We start from the raw sequence: 17,456 nt of genomic DNA on the forward strand, positions 1-17,456 counted from the left end.
GCTTAATCCCGGCGTAGCTCATCGCGAATAGCGATGGGCGTCGGGCAGTTGAGCACAACAATATACGATGACACAACAAAGCTCAGAATGGCGGTAGCTTGAATGAGATGAGACGCGCTACTGCCAATGACGCCTTGCTCAAAAGCCAGATAGGCGATCAACAGCGAGAATTCGCTGATCTGCCCCAAGCGAAGCCCCAGATCCCAGCATAGCCGCTTAGACGCTAATGTTCGCCGCAGAAGAAAGCGAAAACTCAGTGGTTTTATCGTGAGTAGTATCGCGGCGAGAAGGAGGGCTGGGGCGGCTATTTCTGTGATCAGCGCCAGATTGAAGCGTGCCCCCAACGAGAAAAAAAACAATATCAGAAAGAAATCTCTTAACGGCTTAAGGCTAATTGCGATGTACTGGGATATCGGGCTGGTAGCGAGGCTTATGCCGGCGAGAAAGGCGCCCATTTCCGCAGAAAGCCCCATCGCATGGGCCGCCTCGGCAAGCCCTAAGCACCAACCTATCGCCAGCAAAAAAATGTATTCCTGAAAGCGGTCAAAGCGCTGAATAAGTGGCAGTAATAAGTAGCGTACAGCGACAAACGCCAGGGCGCAGAGCAAGGGGAGCGCGACAAGGGTTTTACCGAGGCTGATTGGCGATAATTCGCCTTGGCTAACGCTGGAAATTAACAGTAGTACGAGTATGGCGATCATATCTTGCAGCAATAAAATCCCGACCATTAGTTCGCCGTTTTCGCGGTGGTGCAAAACGGTGGTTGGCAGTAATTTAATGCCGATAATCGTGCTGGAAAACATCATCGCGGCCCCGATTATCCACGCCTCGGCCTGAGTAAAGCCAAACGCCACGCCAACACTGTAACCAATGGCCAGGAATATTGTGGAGCTAATTAGCGCCATGCCTGTGGTTTTTTTCAGGCTGTGCAGCAGCGCTTGGGGCTGCATATCCAGACCGAGCAGAAAAAGCAAAAACACGATGCCAAACTCGGCGATCTCTGCCAATAAGCCTAAATCGGTAACCCAGCCGCCACCGTAGGGGCCAATGATTGCGCCCAGTGCAATATAGGCAATGAGTAGCGGCTGACGGCTGATTAAGGCGAGCGAGGCCAGCAAGGCGGCGCCGCTAAAAATAAGAAAAAATGAGAAGGTCAGGCTGGTTTCCACACGCGCTCCTGCTGCTCTACTTGCGCCGTATCACAATGATCCGGCACTACTCAGCATAGCGGAGCGAATGAGAGGCGTAAAAAAACCCGCATAGCGGGTTTAGTGTGCAATTACGCTTGGCGACGCCGGAACAGGGGGAGTGGCTGGTCCACGCTGGACTGATAGCTTTCGCTGAAGTCGTTCAGGCTGGCCAGCGCGGCTTCCAGCTCGTCGCTGGGCAGGGCATAGCTGGAAAACCCGCAGCGCTTCATATAGAATAGCTGGTCGCGAATAAAATCACCAACGGCACGAATTTCGCCCTGATATCGGCGTTGCTCGCGTAGCTCGCGGGCATAACTGAAGCCGCGGCCGTCCATAAACTTCGGAAAGTCTACCGCCACAAAGCTGAGCGTTGACAAGTCTTCGTCGCTCAGTGATTTAGGTGACTCGTCACTGGCCAGATAAACGGCTATTTCGCCCAAGGCGAGCAGGGCGTCGCGCTGCTGCTGCCAGAGCGCCAACGGAACGATAACGTGGTCGGCACTCGGTAAGGTCTCGGCGTCGCGCCAAACTTGCCAGTTGTCGTCAACAACCTGACCATTCTTAATAATCTTAGGCATATACACGCTCCTTAAACGGCGCCAGGCCTATGCGTTCGTAGGTATCGATAAAGCGCTCTTCGGGGTGGCGCTTTTCAAGGTAGCAGTTGAGTATTTTCTCAACGACGTCGGGAATTTCGTCTTGCGCAAAAGAAGGGCCAAGGATCTTACCCAGCGATGCATTCAGCCCCTGCTGACCGCCGAGCGACACTTGATAGAACTCCTGACCTTTTTTATCGACGCCGAGGATACCGATATTACCAATGTGGTGGTGGCCACAAGCATTCATACAGCCGGAGATATTCAGCTCTATGTCGCCCAGGTCGTAAAGGTAGTCAAGATCGTCGAAGCGGCGCTGAATGGCTTCTGCAATGGGGATCGACTTGGCGTTGGCCAGCGAGCAGAAATCACCGCCGGGGCAGCAGATGATATCGTTCATCGTGCCTACCGTCGGGCTGGCAAGCTCCAGGCTGACAAGTTTTTGCCATAGAGCAAAAAGCTGGCGCTGCTGAATATCAGGTAGTACCAGGTTCTGTTGATGGGTTGAGCGAATTTCACCAAAGCCAAACTCCTCGGCGAGGTCCGCGACTGCTTCAAACTGTTCTGCAGTGATATCGCCCGGTGCGACGCCGGTGGTTTTCAGCGATAGGGTCGCGATAGCATAGCCACGTTGCTTATGGGCGTGCACATTGTGGTTGAGCCAGCGGGCGAAATCGACATTCTCGAGGGCGAGGGCCTGGAGATCTTCATTTTCCAGCGCCTCGTAATCCGGGCGAGTGAAAAATGACTGAGCGCGGGCAATTTCCTCGTCGGGAAGGTCTAAATTGCCATCTTTAATAAAGGCCCATTCTTCTTCCACTTTAGCTTTGAAGGCGTCTGCGCCCATGGCGCGAACCAAAATTTTAATACGCGCTTTGAATTTGTTGTCACGGCGGCCCAACTGGTTGTAAACCCGAACGATGGCCTCCAGATAGCTGAGCAAGTGGCGCGGTGGCAAGGCCTCGTGGATAACACTGCCGATAACCGGCGTACGACCCAAACCGCCGCCTACAATTACTTTGAACGCGGTATTGCCGTTGTCGTCTTTGACGATCTGCACGCCGATGTCGTGAACCAATACCGCCGCCCGGTCTTGCTCAGAGCCGCACACAGCGATTTTGAATTTACGGGGAAGGAAGGCAAATTCCGGGTGAAAAGTGGACCACTGACGAATGATTTCACACCACGGCCGGGCATCTTCAACTTCATCGGCGGCAACGCCAGAGAACTGGTCTGCGGTGACATTGCGAATGCAGTTACCACTGGTCTGGATGGAGTGCATTTCCACCTCAGCCAGATGCTCCAGAATATCGGGAACTTCTTCCAGTTTCGGCCAATTCAACTGAACATTTTGGCGGGTACTAATGTGTGCATAGCCCTTGTCGTACTCGCGGGTAATAAAGGCTAGCTTGCGCAGCTGCTGGCTGTTCAGCGTGCCATAGGGCACCGCAATGCGCAGCATGGGAGCAAGGCGCTGAACATACAGGCCATTTTGAAGGCGCAGCGGCAAAAACTGTTCCTCAGTGATTTTGCCAGCCAGATAGCGCTCGGTTTGATCCCGATACTGAGCGACGCGTTGGCTGATGATCTGCCGATCGTACTGGTCGTATGCGTACATATAACGTGTAATCTCTCGCGTTAAGTGTCATGCGGTCCCGGCGTGTGACGGCGGGGCGCTTAATTATAAATCGGAGCGAATGATAAATTTTAATCGGTTCTGCCACTAACGCTTTTTGCGGATAAGCCTTATGCGTTTGACCGATTACTTCACTCTCTATCTCAGCAAATAGCAGTCTTTTTCATAATCTTGCTATACTGGCGGCTTTTCCAAGCCGGTTCGCCGGGTGTTAACGTCATCATTCCATTGAGGTTGTCATGTCTGACCAAAACCAAGAAGCCCGTGAAGATAATTTTGCTGACGCCTGTGCGTCTGTAGCGATCCTGACGATTGTTATTGCAACCGTCGTATACTGGTTGTCAGGTATGCCTTCTTAAAGCCATCACCCGTCAGCAACAAAAAAGGCTGCCAATTGGCAGCCTTTTTTGTTTCGCCACTGTTAGGGATCGTAGTCCAAAATCGGTGACAGCCAGCGTTCCATTGTCGCCATTTCCATCCCTTTTCGCTTCGCGATGTCGGCCACCTGGTCCTTGCCCACGCGCCCCACGGCAAAGTAGCGTGACTCCGGGTGGGAGTAGTAGAAACCACTCACGGCGGCCGCAGGGAACATCGCCAAGTGTTCTGTCAAACTAATGCCCGTGTTCTCGGTGGCATCGAGTAATGTAAACAGTGTTTCCTTTTCTGTATGGTCGGGGCAAGCCGGATAGCCGGGAGCAGGGCGTATGCCACGGTAGGCTTCCTTAATCAGCGCCTCGTTGTCCAGGTCTTCCTCTGGGGCGTAAGGCCAAAACTCTTTGCGAACACGCAGATGCATGTGTTCGGCAAACGATTCTGCCAGGCGATCAGCCAGCGCTTTCACCATAATGGCGCTGTAATCGTCATTGGCCTCCTCGTAACGCTTCGCTAGCTCTTCCGCGCCGATTCCTGTGGTCACCGCAAAGCCGCCCACGTAGTCTTCGACATCGCTACCCTCGGGGGCAATGTAGTCGGCAAGGCTCATTTGCGGTTTATTGTCCGCTTTTTGGGCCTGTTGGCGCAGGTGATGGAGCAGGGCGATTTCTTCGCCCTGCTCGTTAAACACGGCAATATCATCGCTGCCGCGACGCTTGGCGGGCCAAAAACCAATCACGGCGTTGGCCTTGATGTGCTTCTCGTTAATTAATTTATCGAGCATTTTCTGCGCGTCGTTGTATAGATTTTGCGCAGCCTCGCCGACTTTCTCGTCGTTGAGAATTTTTGGATACTTGCCCGCCAGTCCCCAGGAGATGAAAAACGGCGTCCAGTCGATGGTCTCGCGCAAGGCTTCCAACGGGTAGTCTTCAAAGACTTTGGTGCCGGTAAAGCTGGGTTTGGGCGGCTGATAGTCACTCCAATCGAAAGGCAGGGCGCGCTCGCAGGCCGCTGAATAGTCCAGCAGTCGGGTTTTCTGAGCATTGCCTGCGCGGCGTGCGCGAATGCGCTCGTATTCATCGCGGCGGTCAGCGACGAACTGCGCCTTCAGGTCCTGGCTTATCAGCTGAGTGGCAACGGCGACGCTGCGGGAGGCATCTGGCACGTAGACAGTGACATCATTTTGATACTTCGGCTCAATTTTTACCGCGGTATGCGCTTTCGATGTTGTGGCACCGCCGATCATCAGTGGCACTTGGTAATCCAAACGTTGCATCTCACTCGCCACGTGGACCATCTCGTCAAGTGAGGGTGTGATCAGCCCGCTAAGGCCGATAATGTCTACCTCTTCGGCTTTCGCCGTTTCCAAGATCTTATCGGCCGAGACCATAACGCCCAGGTCGATTACCTCAAAGTTATTACACTGTAGAACAACGCCAACAATGTTTTTGCCAATGTCGTGAACATCGCCTTTCACCGTCGCCATTAGCACTTTGCCGTTGGCCTTGGCGCCGACCTCTTTGCCAGCTTCAATAAAGGGGTTTAGGTAGGCAACGGCCTGTTTCATTACCCGGGCAGATTTTACAACCTGGGGCAGGAACATCTTGCCGTCGCCGAATAGATCACCAACAACGTTCATGCCGTCCATCAATGGGCCTTCAATCACGTCGATGGGTTTTGCCGCTTCTTGTCTTGCGGCCTCGGCATCCTCTTCGATAAACGTGGTGATTCCTTTTACCAGGGAGTGCTCAATACGCTTGGCGACCGGCCATTCACGCCAGCTAAGGTCTTCCTGCTGGGCCATGCCCTTGCCGTCACCGCGGTATTTCTCGGCGATATCGAGCAGCCGTTCGGTGCTGTCGTCGCGGCGATTCAAGATGACGTCTTCCACCGCGTCGCGCAGTTCGTCCGGCAGGTCGTCGTAGATGGCGAGCTGACCCGCGTTAACGATACCCATGTCCATGCCGGCTTTGATCGCGTGGTAGAGAAACACTGAGTGAATCGCCTCGCGCACCGGATTGTTGCCGCGGAACGAAAACGACACATTGGAAACGCCGCCGGAGACCATGGCGCCGGGGAGTTCGGCTTTGATATAGGCGGTGGCTTCAATAAAGTCGACGGCGTAGTTGTTGTGCTCGTCGATACCGGTGGCTACCGCAAAAATATTGGGGTCGAAAATAATATCTTCCGCGGGGAAACCGATCTCATCTACCAAGATGTCGTAGGAGCGCTTACAGATTTCTGCTTTGCGCTTAAAGGTATCTGCCTGGCCGTCTTCGTCAAAGGCCATCACCACCACGGCGGCGCCAAACTTCATGCACTGGCGAGCGCGATCGCGAAATTCCTCTTCACCTTCTTTTAGTGAGATCGAATTGACCACGGGTTTTCCCTGAATGCACTTCAGGCCAGCCTCGATAATCTCCCACTTAGACGAGTCCACCATGATGGGCACGCGCGAGATATCGGGTTCAGAGGCAATCAAGTTGAGGAAGGTCACCATTGCCGACTGGGCGTCGAGCATGCCTTCATCCATATTGATGTCGATGATCTGCGCGCCATTTTCCACTTGCTGGCGAGCAACAGATAGCGCTTCGTCGTAATTACCTTCCAAAATCAGCCGCTTGAAGATCGCCGAACCCGTTACATTGCAGCGTTCACCGACGTTGACGAACAGGCTGTCGGCGGTGATGTTGAAGGGCTCCAGGCCAGATAGGCGACATGCGGGCGCTCGCTCGGGCAGCGCTCGGGGAGCGACACCTTCCACGGCGCGTGCGATTGCTTCGATATGGGCTGGGGTCGTGCCGCAGCAACCGCCCACTAGATTCAGGTAGCCGCGCTGTGCAAATTCGCGCAGCTCGCCGTGCATATCATCGGGGGTTTCGTCGTACTCGCCGAATTCATTAGGCAAGCCAGCATTAAAGTGGCCGCTAAAATAGCAGTCTGCCGCGTCGGCGAGCTCTTCAACAAAGGGGCGAATTTCGCTGAATCGACGGCCACAGTTGGTGCCAACAATCAGCGGCTTAGCGTGGGCAATACTATTCCAGAACGCCGTCGGGGTTTGGCCGGAAAGGGTGCGCCCACTGGTGTCGGGAAACGTTACCGATATCATGATCGGTAGCTCAATATTGTGGTCTTCAAAATACTGCAGCACCGCGTATACAGCGGCCTTGGCGTTCAGGCTGTCGAAGATGGTCTCGATTAGCAGCAGATCCGCGCCACCGGTCACCAGGCCTCGGGTGGCGGCATAGTAGTCGCTGACCAGCTTGTCGAAATTGATATTGCGCGCGCCCGGGTCATTTACATCGGGAGAAATAGACGCGGTCCGCGGGGTGGGGCCGATAACACCGGCCACAAACCGGGGTTTATCCGGGTTGCGGGCCGTTTCGGCATCAGCCACTTCTCGGGCAAGCTGGGCGCCTACAACATTGAGCTCTTCGGCGATCTCGCCCAGTTCATAGTCATCCTGCGCGACCATGGTGGAGTTAAAGGTATTGGTCTCGATGATATCGGCACCAACATCCAAAAACGCCTGATGAATATCGCGAATCAGCTGAGGCTGGGTCAGTGTTAGTAGATCATTATTGCCACGCACGTCCTTGTGGTAATCGGCAAAGCGTTCGCCTCGGTAAGCAGATTCTTCCAGTTTGTACTGTTGAATCATGCTGCCCATGGCCCCATCTATTACCAGTATGCGGTCTTTGATGGCAGCTTTTAGTAGATCGGCGCGGGCAGTAGAGTGAGTCATGTAGGTCCTGATGCTGTTTTACGTGGGGCAAGTAGCCGTTCATAGGCTGTGGCCGGAATGGCCTTCGTGCTAAACTGCGCAATTCTATCAGATTGTCAGCTTGGCATAGAAATTTCATCTCACTGCCGCTTACGATCCGTCCGGAGTCCATACGAGGTACATATGACGACAGAGCAAGCCGAGGTCAAATTAACCATCACCGAGTCCGCGCAGGGCTACCTGGCTGAACTGCTTTCCAAACAAGACGACGTGATCGGTGTTCGTGTGTTTATTACGCAACCGGGCACGCCCAAGGCGGAAACCTGCATTGCTTATTGTCGTGATGACGACGCGAAAGATGACGATATCGTCATTGATTACAGCGGTTTCAAGGCCTATTTCGAGGGTCGCAGCGTGCCATTTTTGGAAGATGCGCTGATCGACTATTCGAAAGATCGCATGGGTGGTCAGCTAACAATCAAGGCGCCCAACGCTCGTCTGCCAAAGGTCAGTGCCGACAGCCCCCTGGAAGATCGCATCAATTATGTGTTGTACAACGAGGTTAACCCCTCACTCGCTGCCCACGGCGGTGAAGTGTCGCTCGTTGAAATTACCGAAGACCATATTGCCATTTTGAAATTTGGCGGCGGTTGCCAGGGTTGCGGCATGGTCGATGTCACCCTCAAAGAGGGGGTTGAGAAAACCCTGGTTGAGCAGGTGCCCGAATTGAACGGCGTGCGGGATATGACCGACCACAGCAACACGGATAACGCCTACTTTAAATAAGCCTGCTTCCTCGCATTCCGCGCCGCCTGGCGGCGCCAGAAGGATTTGCCATGATTTCGCTTCCCTATACGCGCACCTGCATACAGGTGCGCTTTTCCGACTTAGACTTTCTCGGCCACGTGTCCAACAGCGTCTACGCGCAATATTTTGACTTGGCGCGCATCGATTTTTTTCGCGAGTTGGATAAAGTCTCCAAAGCGCCTCATAACGTGGTGGCGAGTGTGAAAATGGATATGCTGCGGGAAATTCGCTTCGACCACGAGGTTGTTGTCGATACCTGGTGCTCGCACGTTGGCAACAAAAGCATGACCATCGAACACCACATCTATGCCAATGGCGAATGTGCCACCACCTCGAGCAGTGTGATTGTCGGTTTTGATCGCGAGACGCGCAGCGCCATTGCGCTGCCAAGTGGCTGGCAAGTCACTGATCCCGGTTTAATTCCTGCAAAACCGGCCTAATGGACGCGGCGTGCCCCTGCGGCAGTGGTGGCAACTACGGGGATTGCTGTCAGCGCTATCACACTCATCAGGCCACCGCGAGCACGGCCGAGCAATTGATGCGCTCGCGCTACTGTGCATTCGTGGTGGGCGACAATCGCTACCTTCGCGATAGCTGGCACCCCGATTTTCGCCCGCAAGACCCACTTATTAGCGATGACACGCCCTGGCTAGGCCTGCGTATATTGGCTGCGCCAGCCCCACAGGCGGACGCGGCGACCGTCGAATTTGTGGCATTTTATCGTCAGCAAGGGCGCGTAGCGCAGTTGCATGAGCGCTCTCGGTTTATTCGTATGGACGGCAGGTGGTACTACACCGAAGGTGATCAACTGCCAGCTATCAAGCTTGCGCGCAACGACCGCTGCTGTTGTGGCAGTGGCCGTAAACAGAAACACTGCCATGCGGAATGCTAACTTGTGAAGTCGCTGCGAATACTTTCCTATAACGTGCACAAAGGGTTCAGCGCCCGCAACCGGCGCTATTTGCTCGATGAAATTCGCGAGGGCATTCGCAGTGTAAATGCCGACATTGTCTTTCTACAGGAAGTTGTTGGCGAAAACCGCGACCACGCTAAACGCTGGGAAAATTGGGTGGATGCCGGCCAGTTTGAGTACCTGGCTGACAGCGTGTGGCCGCATTTTGCCTACGGCCGCAATGCGATCTATCAGCACGGTCATCACGGCAATGCCATCCTCAGCAAATATCCCATTGTTAACAGCGACAATGTCGATGTGTCAGTGATGAAGCGCTCCCAGCGCGGCTTACTGTTCGCGCAAATTACTCCCGGTGTTCAGCTTGTCTGTGCGCATATGGGCTTGTTGGCCTGGGAACGACGCCGCCAATTCAAGCAATTGAAGCATCAGCTTATGGAGCGAGATAGCGCTGCTGAGGGCTTGATTATCGCCGGAGATTTTAACGACTGGCAGTTGCGTCTGCACAAGCATTTCTATCGTGAACTGGATGTTCGGGAAGCGATGACGGAAATACAGGGGCGCCCCGCAAAGAGCTTCCCCGCACCGTATCCACTGTTGCCGCTGGATCGCATTTACTACAAGGGCTTGGTATTGCGTGAGGCGAAGGTGCTTCGCGGAGAGCCGTGGCGGTCGCTGTCTGATCACTGCGCCCTTTATGCTGAATTTGCTTTACCTAATTGCTAAAAAAAAGCCCCGGATAAACCGGGGCAAAGCCATAGATGGTGTAGAAGCACTTAGCTTTACGCCAAAAATATTCGGGTGGATCAATAAATAATAAAAAAGGCGCCAATTGGCGCCTTTTCATCTTTCCGGTGGGGCTTTTAACCGCGCTTGCGGCCGGGGAGCACATCGCGAAGTTTATCGCGCATATCGCGCAGTGCAGCCTCAGTTTCCTCCCAACCGATGCAGCCATCAGTGACTGATACGCCGTATTCGAGCTCAGAAAGGTCAGCCGGGATTTTTTGGTTGCCGGGCTTGAGGTTACTTTCGATCATCAAACCGATAATCGAGGTGTTACCTTCGATGATCTGGTTAGTGACATTCTCCATAACCAGAGGCTGGAGGCTCGGTTGCTTGTTGGAGTTTGCGTGGCTGCAGTCCACCATAATATTGAGTGGGTATCCGGCTTTATCCAGGGCGGCCTCACACAATTTAATATGAACAGAGTCATAGTTAGGCCCGGCGCTACCGCCGCGCAATACCACATGGGCGTAACGGTTGCCGCGCGTGTGGATCACTGCCACCTGGCCTTCGCCGTTAATACCGAGAAAACGGTGGGGTTTTACCGCTGAGCCAATAGCGTTCATGGCAACGTCTAAGCCGCCGTCGGTGCCGTTCTTAAAGCCGACGGCAGAAGACAGGCCGCTGGCCATTTCGCGGTGAGTCTGCGACTCGGTTGTTCTCGCACCAATCGCCGACCAGGAAATGCAATCCTGCAAGTACTGAGGCGAAATAGGGTCCAGAGCTTCGGTTGAGGTCGGCAAGCCCAGCTCGGCAATATCCAGCAGCAATTTGCGCCCGATATGCAAACCCTCTTCAATTTTAAAGGTGTCGTTAAGGTAGGGGTCGTTGATCAAACCCTTCCAACCCACGGTAGTACGCGGTTTTTCAAAATACACGCGCATAACGATCACTAGCGTGTCTTGAAGCTCGTCAGCCAGCGTTTTCAAGCGCTGAGCATAATCCATGGCCAGTTCGACATCGTGAATGGAGCAGGGGCCAACCACAATAAACATGCGGTGGTCTTTGCCGTCCAGGATATTGCGCACGGTTTCGCGACCGGCAGAGACAACGGCTTTGGCGCTGTCGCTCATTGGCAGGGCCGCCTTCAGGCGCGCGGGAGTAATCAGCACTTCCTGTGCTTCGACATTAAGGTTTTCGATGATGGTTTCTGACATGGCTTACCGGATTCTGTCCCGAATCAAAACGTTATAGAGCCTGATATTCTAACTGAAAAGCGTGCCAATAAAATATCAACTGGCGGTGAACAGGGCTAAAATAGCGGCTTTTCGACGAATAATTGCAAGAGTGCCCTATGCCAACCGCTTTTCCATTGCTTTTCATGCTCGCGGTGTCAGCGCCTGTGGCGGCTGAGACGCCGACAGCACAGCCGCCCATAGAGCGTTGGTTGCCAGCGGTGCGCCCTGCGTCTGAGCCTGCGATCGCACAGTGGCCCTGCGACCGTCTCAGCGAGGTGACCGTTGTGAGTGATAAACAGCAGCGGCAATTGCGAGAGCGGAAAAAGCAATGCTTGCAACGCTACCAGCAATTTATTCCAGCGACGGGGCTGCGCTAGATGGCGACGATTTTCAAACCTTCGAAGCGCAATGCTCGCGCTAAACGCGCAACGCCTGCCGATAAGGGCGTGTTTGAGTTGCAGATTGAACGTCTCGCAGACGACGGCAGGGGCATCGCCCATCATAACAACAAGGTGGTGTTCGTCCTGGGCGCACTGCCTGGCGAGCGTGTGCAGGCGCGCTTGCTCAAGCGCCACAAGCGCTTCGATGAAGCAGAGAGTGTCCAGCTGCTGGCAGCGTCCGGGTATCGAGTCGCACCGCCGTGTTCGCAGTACGGGCAGTGCGGGGGGTGTCAGCTCCAGCATTTGGCATATCCCGAGCAAGTTGAGCATAAGCGTTCACGCCTGTCAGCGATCATTGATGAGTGCGTTGATGTAGAGGTAATGGCTGGGCCGCCAGAGGCTTACCGCCACCGAGCGCGCTTGTCATACCGCGCGGGACACCTGGGGTTCAAGGCAGCGGCAACCCACCATATTGTCAATACGGCAGCCTGTTCAGTGTTAGAGCCAGCGCTGAATGCGGCAATAGCTGCCGTTCGCGAGCCTTTGTTGCACGCGTTAAAACAGAGCCACCAGGCCGAATTGCTTTTTAGCCTGGGAGAGGGCGGCAGAGTCGGCCTGGCCGTTGAGGACAGTCGCCGCAGAAGAAGAGAGTGGAGCGAATCGTTAGCAAACGCCTTATTGCCAGCGGTGCAGCTGTATCAGGTACGTAGTTCGGACGGAATCTGGGTAAATGAATGCGAGCCGCTTCGCTACAGCAGCTCGGTTTCCCATGCCTTGCACTTTACGCCGACTGACTTCACCCAGGCTAATCGCGAGCTGAATACGCAGCTGGTCGAGCGCAGTGTAGCGTGGTTGGACGCGCAGGCCGGGGAATTCGTCATTGATTATTTCTGCGGGCTGGGTAATTTCAGCTTCCCCCTTGCCCAGTCGGGCGCCTCCGTGCTCGCGGTCGACGCCGGCGAGGAGATGTTGGCGCAGGCGCGGCAGCGTGCGCAGGAGCAGGCATTAGCCATTGAGTTTGCCTGCGCCGACCTGTTTGACTCGGCGCAGATTCCGCTTCGCCAGGCCAGCGCCGCCTTATTGGATCCTCCAAGGGCGGGCGCCAGGGCAGTGTGCGAAGCCATTGCTGGCTCACCATCGATGCGCAGGGTGGTGTATGTGTCGTGTGACCCCGCGACCTTGGCCCGCGATCTCGCAATTTTGTGTGAGGCGGGCTTCGAGATCAAAAAAGCGGCGATGGTAGATATGTTCCCGCATACCCACCATATGGAGTCGCTGATTTTGCTGGAGCGCTAGGCCATTTTTGCAATAATGTCCTGAGCATAGCGCAGCACGCCGTCGCGTTTTTTCGCCGGGTCGTCGGTGTTGCCATGGTAGAACGGCCAGGGTTGAGTCAGGATATGGGTAATGCCATTGTCTTCGAGTTTGCGGTAGGCATCGGGGGTAAAGGCGTCTGACGGGGTCGCCATCACTGAGAACTGCTCGGGGTCGAATCCCTGCTCTTCACGGTAGCGGCGAATCAGTTTGACGGAGTCGATGATTTCGTCGCTGGTTTGTAAATCGCTCACCCAACCGTCGTGGCGGGCCGCGCGACGCATGGCCGCCTTACTGATGCCGCCCACCCAGATCGGCGGCAGCTCAGTGGGCGCCGGGTTCATTTCTAAACGGGGAAATTGGTAGAACTGTCCCTCGTAACTCACCATCTCACCGCTCCATAGCAGCGGCAATATTTCCAGCATTTCATCGGCGCGTTTTCCGCGAGTATGAAAGTCCTGTTGCAACAGCCCGAACTCATCCTTAGACCAGCCGACACCGATCGCGGGAATGACGCGATTATCTGAAACGATAGCCGCGGTGCTAATCGCCTTGGCAACGAGAAACGGGTTGCGCATCGGCAGCACAAAAATATTGTTGGTGAATTTAAGGTTTTCGGTCACCGCCGCCAGAGCGGCAATCATTACCCAAGGGTCTGGCCAATCGGTGAAAGGCTGCCAGCGGCGCTCGCCATCTTCTGTATAGGGATAGTCGTGACTCAATGTTTCGGGATTGACCACGTGGTCGGAAAACGACATGGCTTCCCAGCCGCTTTCATCGGCGGCGATGGCGAGTTCACGGAGTTCTTTCAAGGGGCAAAAAGACGAAGAGAGAACGAATTTCACAGTAGGTTCCTGCCGTATTTGATTATTATTTGGGGCGTGACGCGCTAAAGTTGGTGCTGCTGACGAATGTGACTCAGTAAGGCGTCTATGGCGTTTTCCAGCGTACGTATGACATGGTCGAACTGTTCGGCGTCGTCATAAAAGGGGTCGGGAATCTGGCTATTACCGCCGTTGCTCTGATAGTGAAGCAGTAGGTTGATCTCCCCGTTAAAGTCCGCGGGTGCCCAGGCCTCAACATTACTGAGATTTTTGCGGTCCATCACAATGACGTAGTGACTGCGATGGTAGTCGTCATCGCATATTTGCCGCGCGATCTGTTGGGAAATATCGTAGCCCGCTTTTTCAGCGGCCTGAATGGAGCGTGGGTCAGGCGCCTTGCCAATGTTAAAGGCTGCGGTGCCACAGGAGTCCACTGAAATATGCTCGCTAAGCCCGGCCTCGGCGACTTTATATTCGAGAATACCCTGGGCCGCAGGCGAACGGCAGATATTCCCCAGGCAAACAAACACTACGTGAATAGACATAAACAGCTCAATAAATAACAGAGCCGTCAAAGTAGCATGCTGCACCGGAGCGCAGCATCACCCATTTGGTGGGCCGCTATTTCTGCGCTAGCAAGACGACAAACTTCGCGTCCGAGCGCAGCACCTCACAGTTGCCAAAGCGCTTCTTTAATAATTTGTGGTAGTCGAGATGACGGTTCCCCACAACGCAGAATTGGCCGCCCGGTGCCAAATGCGCATGGCTGTCTGAGAACATCTGGCGCGCGATGTGATCCCCCAGCTGCTGCTCTTGGTGGAACGGCGGGTTACAAACGATGGTGTCAAATAGGGCGCCGTCGTAACCGTGCATGCAATCGCGGGCATAAAACTGGGCAGCGGCGCCCGGCAGGTTATCGCGCACATTGTGCCTGGCACTGTCTATTGCCATGTAGGACTCATCGAAAAAGTGCAGCGCCGCCTCGGGCCAACGCTTTCCCGCCATAATGCCCAACAGGCCGTTGCCACAACCTAAGTCCGCCAGTGAGTCTGGCGTGTGAAGGTCGCCCAATGCGTCGAGCAACAAGCGGCTACCCCTGTCTAACTTGCCCCGTGAAAAAACATTGGCGCGATTGCTGAGTGAAATGCCCAGTTCGCTACTGTCTAGAGCCAGCGAGTCGTCATCGACGGCCGCGCCGGGGCTTAGTGATTGCAGGTGTATCAGGCGGGCTTTTTTCCATGCCAGGCTCGCTGCGGCCTCGCCAATGCTTTCTGAAAACACCGCCATGCTTGAGCTGTCCAAGTACTTGGCCATGCAGGCGCCAATAAATACGTCGGGTGAGCGCAGCAGCTGAGCGATGTGCTGGAGCTGATAACGCAGGTAACTGTGGTTGCGTGGCAAGCGATAGATAACGCGATCGAAGCTGCCTGTGGGTGCCTCGCAGCTGCTCAGCAGCGCGGGAGCACGGCGTTGGTTTGCCGCGCAATTTTCAAGGCATGCGCGGTGGGCGACCGCCGAGTCTGACCAGGAAATACACTCGTAGTCCGACAGCGCGGCAGCGAGACAGCCAAAGGCATCGTTCACGAGCAGTAGGCGACTGCCCTGTGGCGGAGGGTTTTCGGCAAGGTAATTGAGCAGGTAGCGGTCGGCCGCATCCCAGGCCTGAAGTACTTCGTTGCGACGGCGGGGCCGGCGCTGCAGGGTGAGTTTGCCGAAAGGACTTTCCAGAGTGGTGGTGTTCAAAGGTTTAGCCGTCTTCGAGTAAAAGCTCGCGAAGCTGCTGACGTGCCAGCGCGTCGAGTTTTAGGCCATGCTCAAAGTAATCCGCCAAGCTGCCGTAGTGCTCATCGATCGCCTCAAAGGCGGCGTTAATAAACTGTGGCTGAACATGAAATAAGGTGCGAATTACCGCTTCGTCGGCGGTTAACATGTCCATTTGGGCAATCTGCTCGATCACCTGGTCGATGCGCTCCGCCGTGTAGTGATTGGTCGCCAGGTAGTCCTCCATTATCGTATCGTCGGGGACGTTCAGGGCGTGAAGCAGTAGCGCGGCGGCAAGGCCGGTTCGATCTTTTCCTGCGGTGCAGTGGAAGAGCTGGGGGTAGTGGTCCTGTTCTAAAAGGGAGTGCATCCACTGACGATAAACGGGTGTGTAGCGCACCACCATCTCGCGATTGGCGTCTACCAGAAAAGCCGCCATATCATCGGCGCTGACATCTTCCTGTTGCAGGCGCGCGGTGACCAGTTCAATTTGTGCCGCATCGACGGTAATGGGCATGGCATCGACCCGAACCGCGTAACCGCTGGCCAGTGCATGGGGTGCTGACAGGCGTTCTTCATCTGATCTAAAGTCGACGATCCGCTTTACCTCCAGCCTCTGCAAGTAACGCTGGTCTTCCTCGCTGAGTGATGACAGCTTGTCGGTGCGATAAATCATGCCCCATTTAAGTTGCTGACCATCGCGATTTTTATAGCCGCCGAGGTCGCGAAAATTATGCGCCTGTTCAAAGGGCAGTTTGCGAAGGCTGTGGCGTTCATGATGGGGCAACTGGCTGGGAATTGGCCGCTGCGCCGCAGTCAAACCACGGTGTTGGGAGGCCAAGTGAAGGCTCTTTGCAATCTCGTCGTACTGGCTCATTAGGCGGATTTCTCGGCGGAGTGGGGTGACTGCCGGCTGGCGCGATATTCGCCGGGTGTCATGCCGGTCCATTTTTTAAAGGAGCGGTGAAAAGCACTGGGTTCATCGAAGCCCAATAGTGCTGACACGGCATTGATTTTCAGCTCGGGCTGATTGAGCCAACGCAGAGCGTGCTCCTTGCGTAGCTCGTCCTTGAATTGCTGGTAGGTGGTTCCCAAATCTTTGAGACGGCGGCGCAGGGTGCGCACCGACATATTCAGGTTCTCTGCCATTGTCACCACACTGGGGAATTCGTGGCTGAGATCGTTGCCGACGATGCGCTTCATTTGTGACAGCAGAGAGCTGTCGTCATCGTCTTGCGATACCAGCAGATGGTAGGGGGCATCGCGAAGGAATTTGCGCAGTGATTCCTCCGTGTGAATCAACGGGCAGTCCAGGCAGTGTTCGGCCAATAAGAAGGCGTTGTGTTCACGGCCGTAGTGAATTTCGCAGTTAAACAAGTGCTCAAAGTACTCGGGGTTGTCGGGTGCGCTGGCCTGCATGTGCACGGCAATCAACTCGAGCGGTTTACCGATAAGCCACTGGCAGAAGCGGCGCCAGATCGCCATGGTGTGTGCCATGGTGTAGCGCTGGTCAATGGTGTCATCACTTTCTGCCAGTTCCACGTCGCTGGGGAAGCGGTAAAAGGCGGTACCGTCGCCGAGGCGCTCCACTGGCCGGCGCGCCGCGCTGGGAACGTCGCTCAAGGTTCTGCAAAACACGATAAATTCGGCGGCGCGACGCAGTGCTTGTTCCAGTGTTTCACAGTGGATGATAAACAGTGACAGCATGCGAAAACTGCCGGCCGGCGTTCGCTGACGAAGGCCCAATCCAAAGGACTCATCTTGCAGCAGCCACATAACGCGGCGATAAATCTGCGAGTAATACTGGGCGTCAATGGGCGAGTCTAGGTCCGCGCTGGGAGACAGCGGGTCTATCGGCAACTGTAGAGACCTGAGGAGTTCGGCACCGTTGTAGCCCTGCGCTTCGGCAACCTGCAGCATGCTGCGGGCATATTTCAGCGGCACGGGGTCTCTTTTAGCGTGGGGGTTGCTGCGCACGACG

Annotated in this window: 16 protein-coding genes; 6 read left to right on the top strand and 10 right to left on the bottom strand. The window is 55.1% G+C overall.

What is annotated here, in order from left to right; genetic code table 11:
• Positions 1–2 precede the first annotated feature (2 nt).
• The 4 genes from HNR64_RS10945 to metH form a co-directional block, all read right to left on the bottom strand.
• Positions 3–1,169, bottom strand: coding sequence for a cation:proton antiporter domain-containing protein (locus tag HNR64_RS10945; RefSeq protein ID WP_204996504.1), 1,167 nt, complete (start codon positions 1,167–1,169; stop codon positions 3–5).
• A 110-nt stretch (positions 1,170–1,279) separates the two neighbouring features.
• Complete coding sequence (locus HNR64_RS10950; protein ID WP_204996505.1) at positions 1,280–1,768, bottom strand: DUF934 domain-containing protein; 489 nt, start codon at positions 1,766–1,768, stop codon at positions 1,280–1,282.
• Positions 1,761–3,404 (bottom strand): nitrite/sulfite reductase, encoded by a 1,644-nt coding sequence (locus HNR64_RS10955; protein ID WP_204996506.1) that lies wholly within the window; start codon positions 3,402–3,404, stop codon positions 1,761–1,763. Before HNR64_RS10955 ends, HNR64_RS10950 begins: the two co-directional genes overlap by 8 nt.
• Before the next feature lie 439 nt (positions 3,405–3,843).
• On the bottom strand, positions 3,844–7,539 hold the full coding sequence (gene metH, locus HNR64_RS10960; RefSeq protein WP_204996507.1) for a methionine synthase: 3,696 nt from the start codon (positions 7,537–7,539) through the stop codon (positions 3,844–3,846).
• A gap of 162 nt (positions 7,540–7,701) precedes the next feature.
• On the opposite strand from metH, the gene nfuA reads away from it, so the two are divergent.
• Genes nfuA through HNR64_RS10980 form a run of 4 tightly spaced genes read left to right on the top strand, consistent with a single transcriptional unit; the run spans position 7,702 to position 9,961 of the window.
• Positions 7,702–8,304, top strand: coding sequence for a Fe-S biogenesis protein NfuA (gene nfuA, locus HNR64_RS10965; protein ID WP_027873774.1), 603 nt, complete (start codon positions 7,702–7,704; stop codon positions 8,302–8,304).
• Between the two features lie 50 nt (positions 8,305–8,354).
• Positions 8,355–8,765 (top strand): acyl-CoA thioesterase, encoded by a 411-nt coding sequence (locus tag HNR64_RS10970; RefSeq protein WP_204996508.1) that lies wholly within the window; start codon positions 8,355–8,357, stop codon positions 8,763–8,765.
• Complete coding sequence (locus tag HNR64_RS10975; RefSeq protein WP_204996509.1) at positions 8,765–9,217, top strand: YchJ family protein; 453 nt, start codon at positions 8,765–8,767, stop codon at positions 9,215–9,217. The genes HNR64_RS10970 and HNR64_RS10975 overlap by 1 nt, the downstream gene beginning before the upstream one ends.
• Positions 9,218–9,220: 3 nt before the next feature.
• Positions 9,221–9,961, top strand: a complete 741-nt coding sequence (locus tag HNR64_RS10980; protein ID WP_204996510.1) for an endonuclease/exonuclease/phosphatase family protein — start codon at positions 9,221–9,223, stop codon at positions 9,959–9,961.
• Between the two features lie 137 nt (positions 9,962–10,098).
• Here HNR64_RS10980 and HNR64_RS10985 read toward each other — a convergent pair whose 3' ends face one another.
• Positions 10,099–11,175 (bottom strand): 3-deoxy-7-phosphoheptulonate synthase, encoded by a 1,077-nt coding sequence (locus HNR64_RS10985; protein ID WP_204996511.1) that lies wholly within the window; start codon positions 11,173–11,175, stop codon positions 10,099–10,101.
• Between the two features lie 137 nt (positions 11,176–11,312).
• On the opposite strand from HNR64_RS10985, the gene HNR64_RS10990 reads away from it, so the two are divergent.
• Together HNR64_RS10990 and HNR64_RS10995 are read left to right on the top strand one after the other, a co-directional pair.
• Positions 11,313–11,573, top strand: a complete 261-nt coding sequence (locus HNR64_RS10990; protein ID WP_204996512.1) for a hypothetical protein — start codon at positions 11,313–11,315, stop codon at positions 11,571–11,573.
• Positions 11,574–12,872 (top strand): methyltransferase domain-containing protein, encoded by a 1,299-nt coding sequence (locus tag HNR64_RS10995; RefSeq protein ID WP_204996513.1) that lies wholly within the window; start codon positions 11,574–11,576, stop codon positions 12,870–12,872. It begins immediately after the preceding gene.
• On the opposite strand, the gene HNR64_RS11000 is transcribed toward HNR64_RS10995, so the two are convergent.
• The 5 genes from HNR64_RS11000 to HNR64_RS11020 all read right to left on the bottom strand — a co-directional run bounded on the left by HNR64_RS11000 (position 12,869) and on the right by HNR64_RS11020 (position 17,419).
• On the bottom strand, positions 12,869–13,735 hold the full coding sequence (locus HNR64_RS11000) for a TIGR03619 family F420-dependent LLM class oxidoreductase (RefSeq protein WP_204996514.1): 867 nt from the start codon (positions 13,733–13,735) through the stop codon (positions 12,869–12,871). The genes HNR64_RS10995 and HNR64_RS11000 overlap by 4 nt on opposite strands.
• Before the next feature lie 44 nt (positions 13,736–13,779).
• A complete protein-coding gene (locus tag HNR64_RS11005; RefSeq protein WP_204996515.1) occupies positions 13,780–14,259 on the bottom strand; it encodes a low molecular weight protein-tyrosine-phosphatase in 480 nt (159 codons plus the stop codon).
• Positions 14,260–14,335: 76 nt separating this feature from the next.
• Complete coding sequence (locus HNR64_RS11010; protein ID WP_204996516.1) at positions 14,336–15,457, bottom strand: methyltransferase; 1,122 nt, start codon at positions 15,455–15,457, stop codon at positions 14,336–14,338.
• Between the two features lie 4 nt (positions 15,458–15,461).
• Positions 15,462–16,352 carry a tyrosine-protein phosphatase gene (locus tag HNR64_RS11015; RefSeq protein ID WP_204996517.1) on the bottom strand — a complete coding sequence of 297 codons (891 nt, stop codon included), beginning with the start codon at positions 16,350–16,352 and terminating at the stop codon, positions 15,462–15,464.
• A complete protein-coding gene (locus HNR64_RS11020) occupies positions 16,352–17,419 on the bottom strand; it encodes an AraC family transcriptional regulator ligand-binding domain-containing protein (protein ID WP_204996518.1) in 1,068 nt (355 codons plus the stop codon). The genes HNR64_RS11015 and HNR64_RS11020 overlap by 1 nt, the downstream gene beginning before the upstream one ends.
• Between the last annotated feature and the right edge of the window lie 37 nt (positions 17,420–17,456).

The organism is Spongiibacter marinus (assembly GCF_016906995.1).
In the GTDB taxonomy this organism is placed as follows: domain Bacteria; phylum Pseudomonadota; class Gammaproteobacteria; order Pseudomonadales; family Spongiibacteraceae; genus Spongiibacter; species Spongiibacter marinus.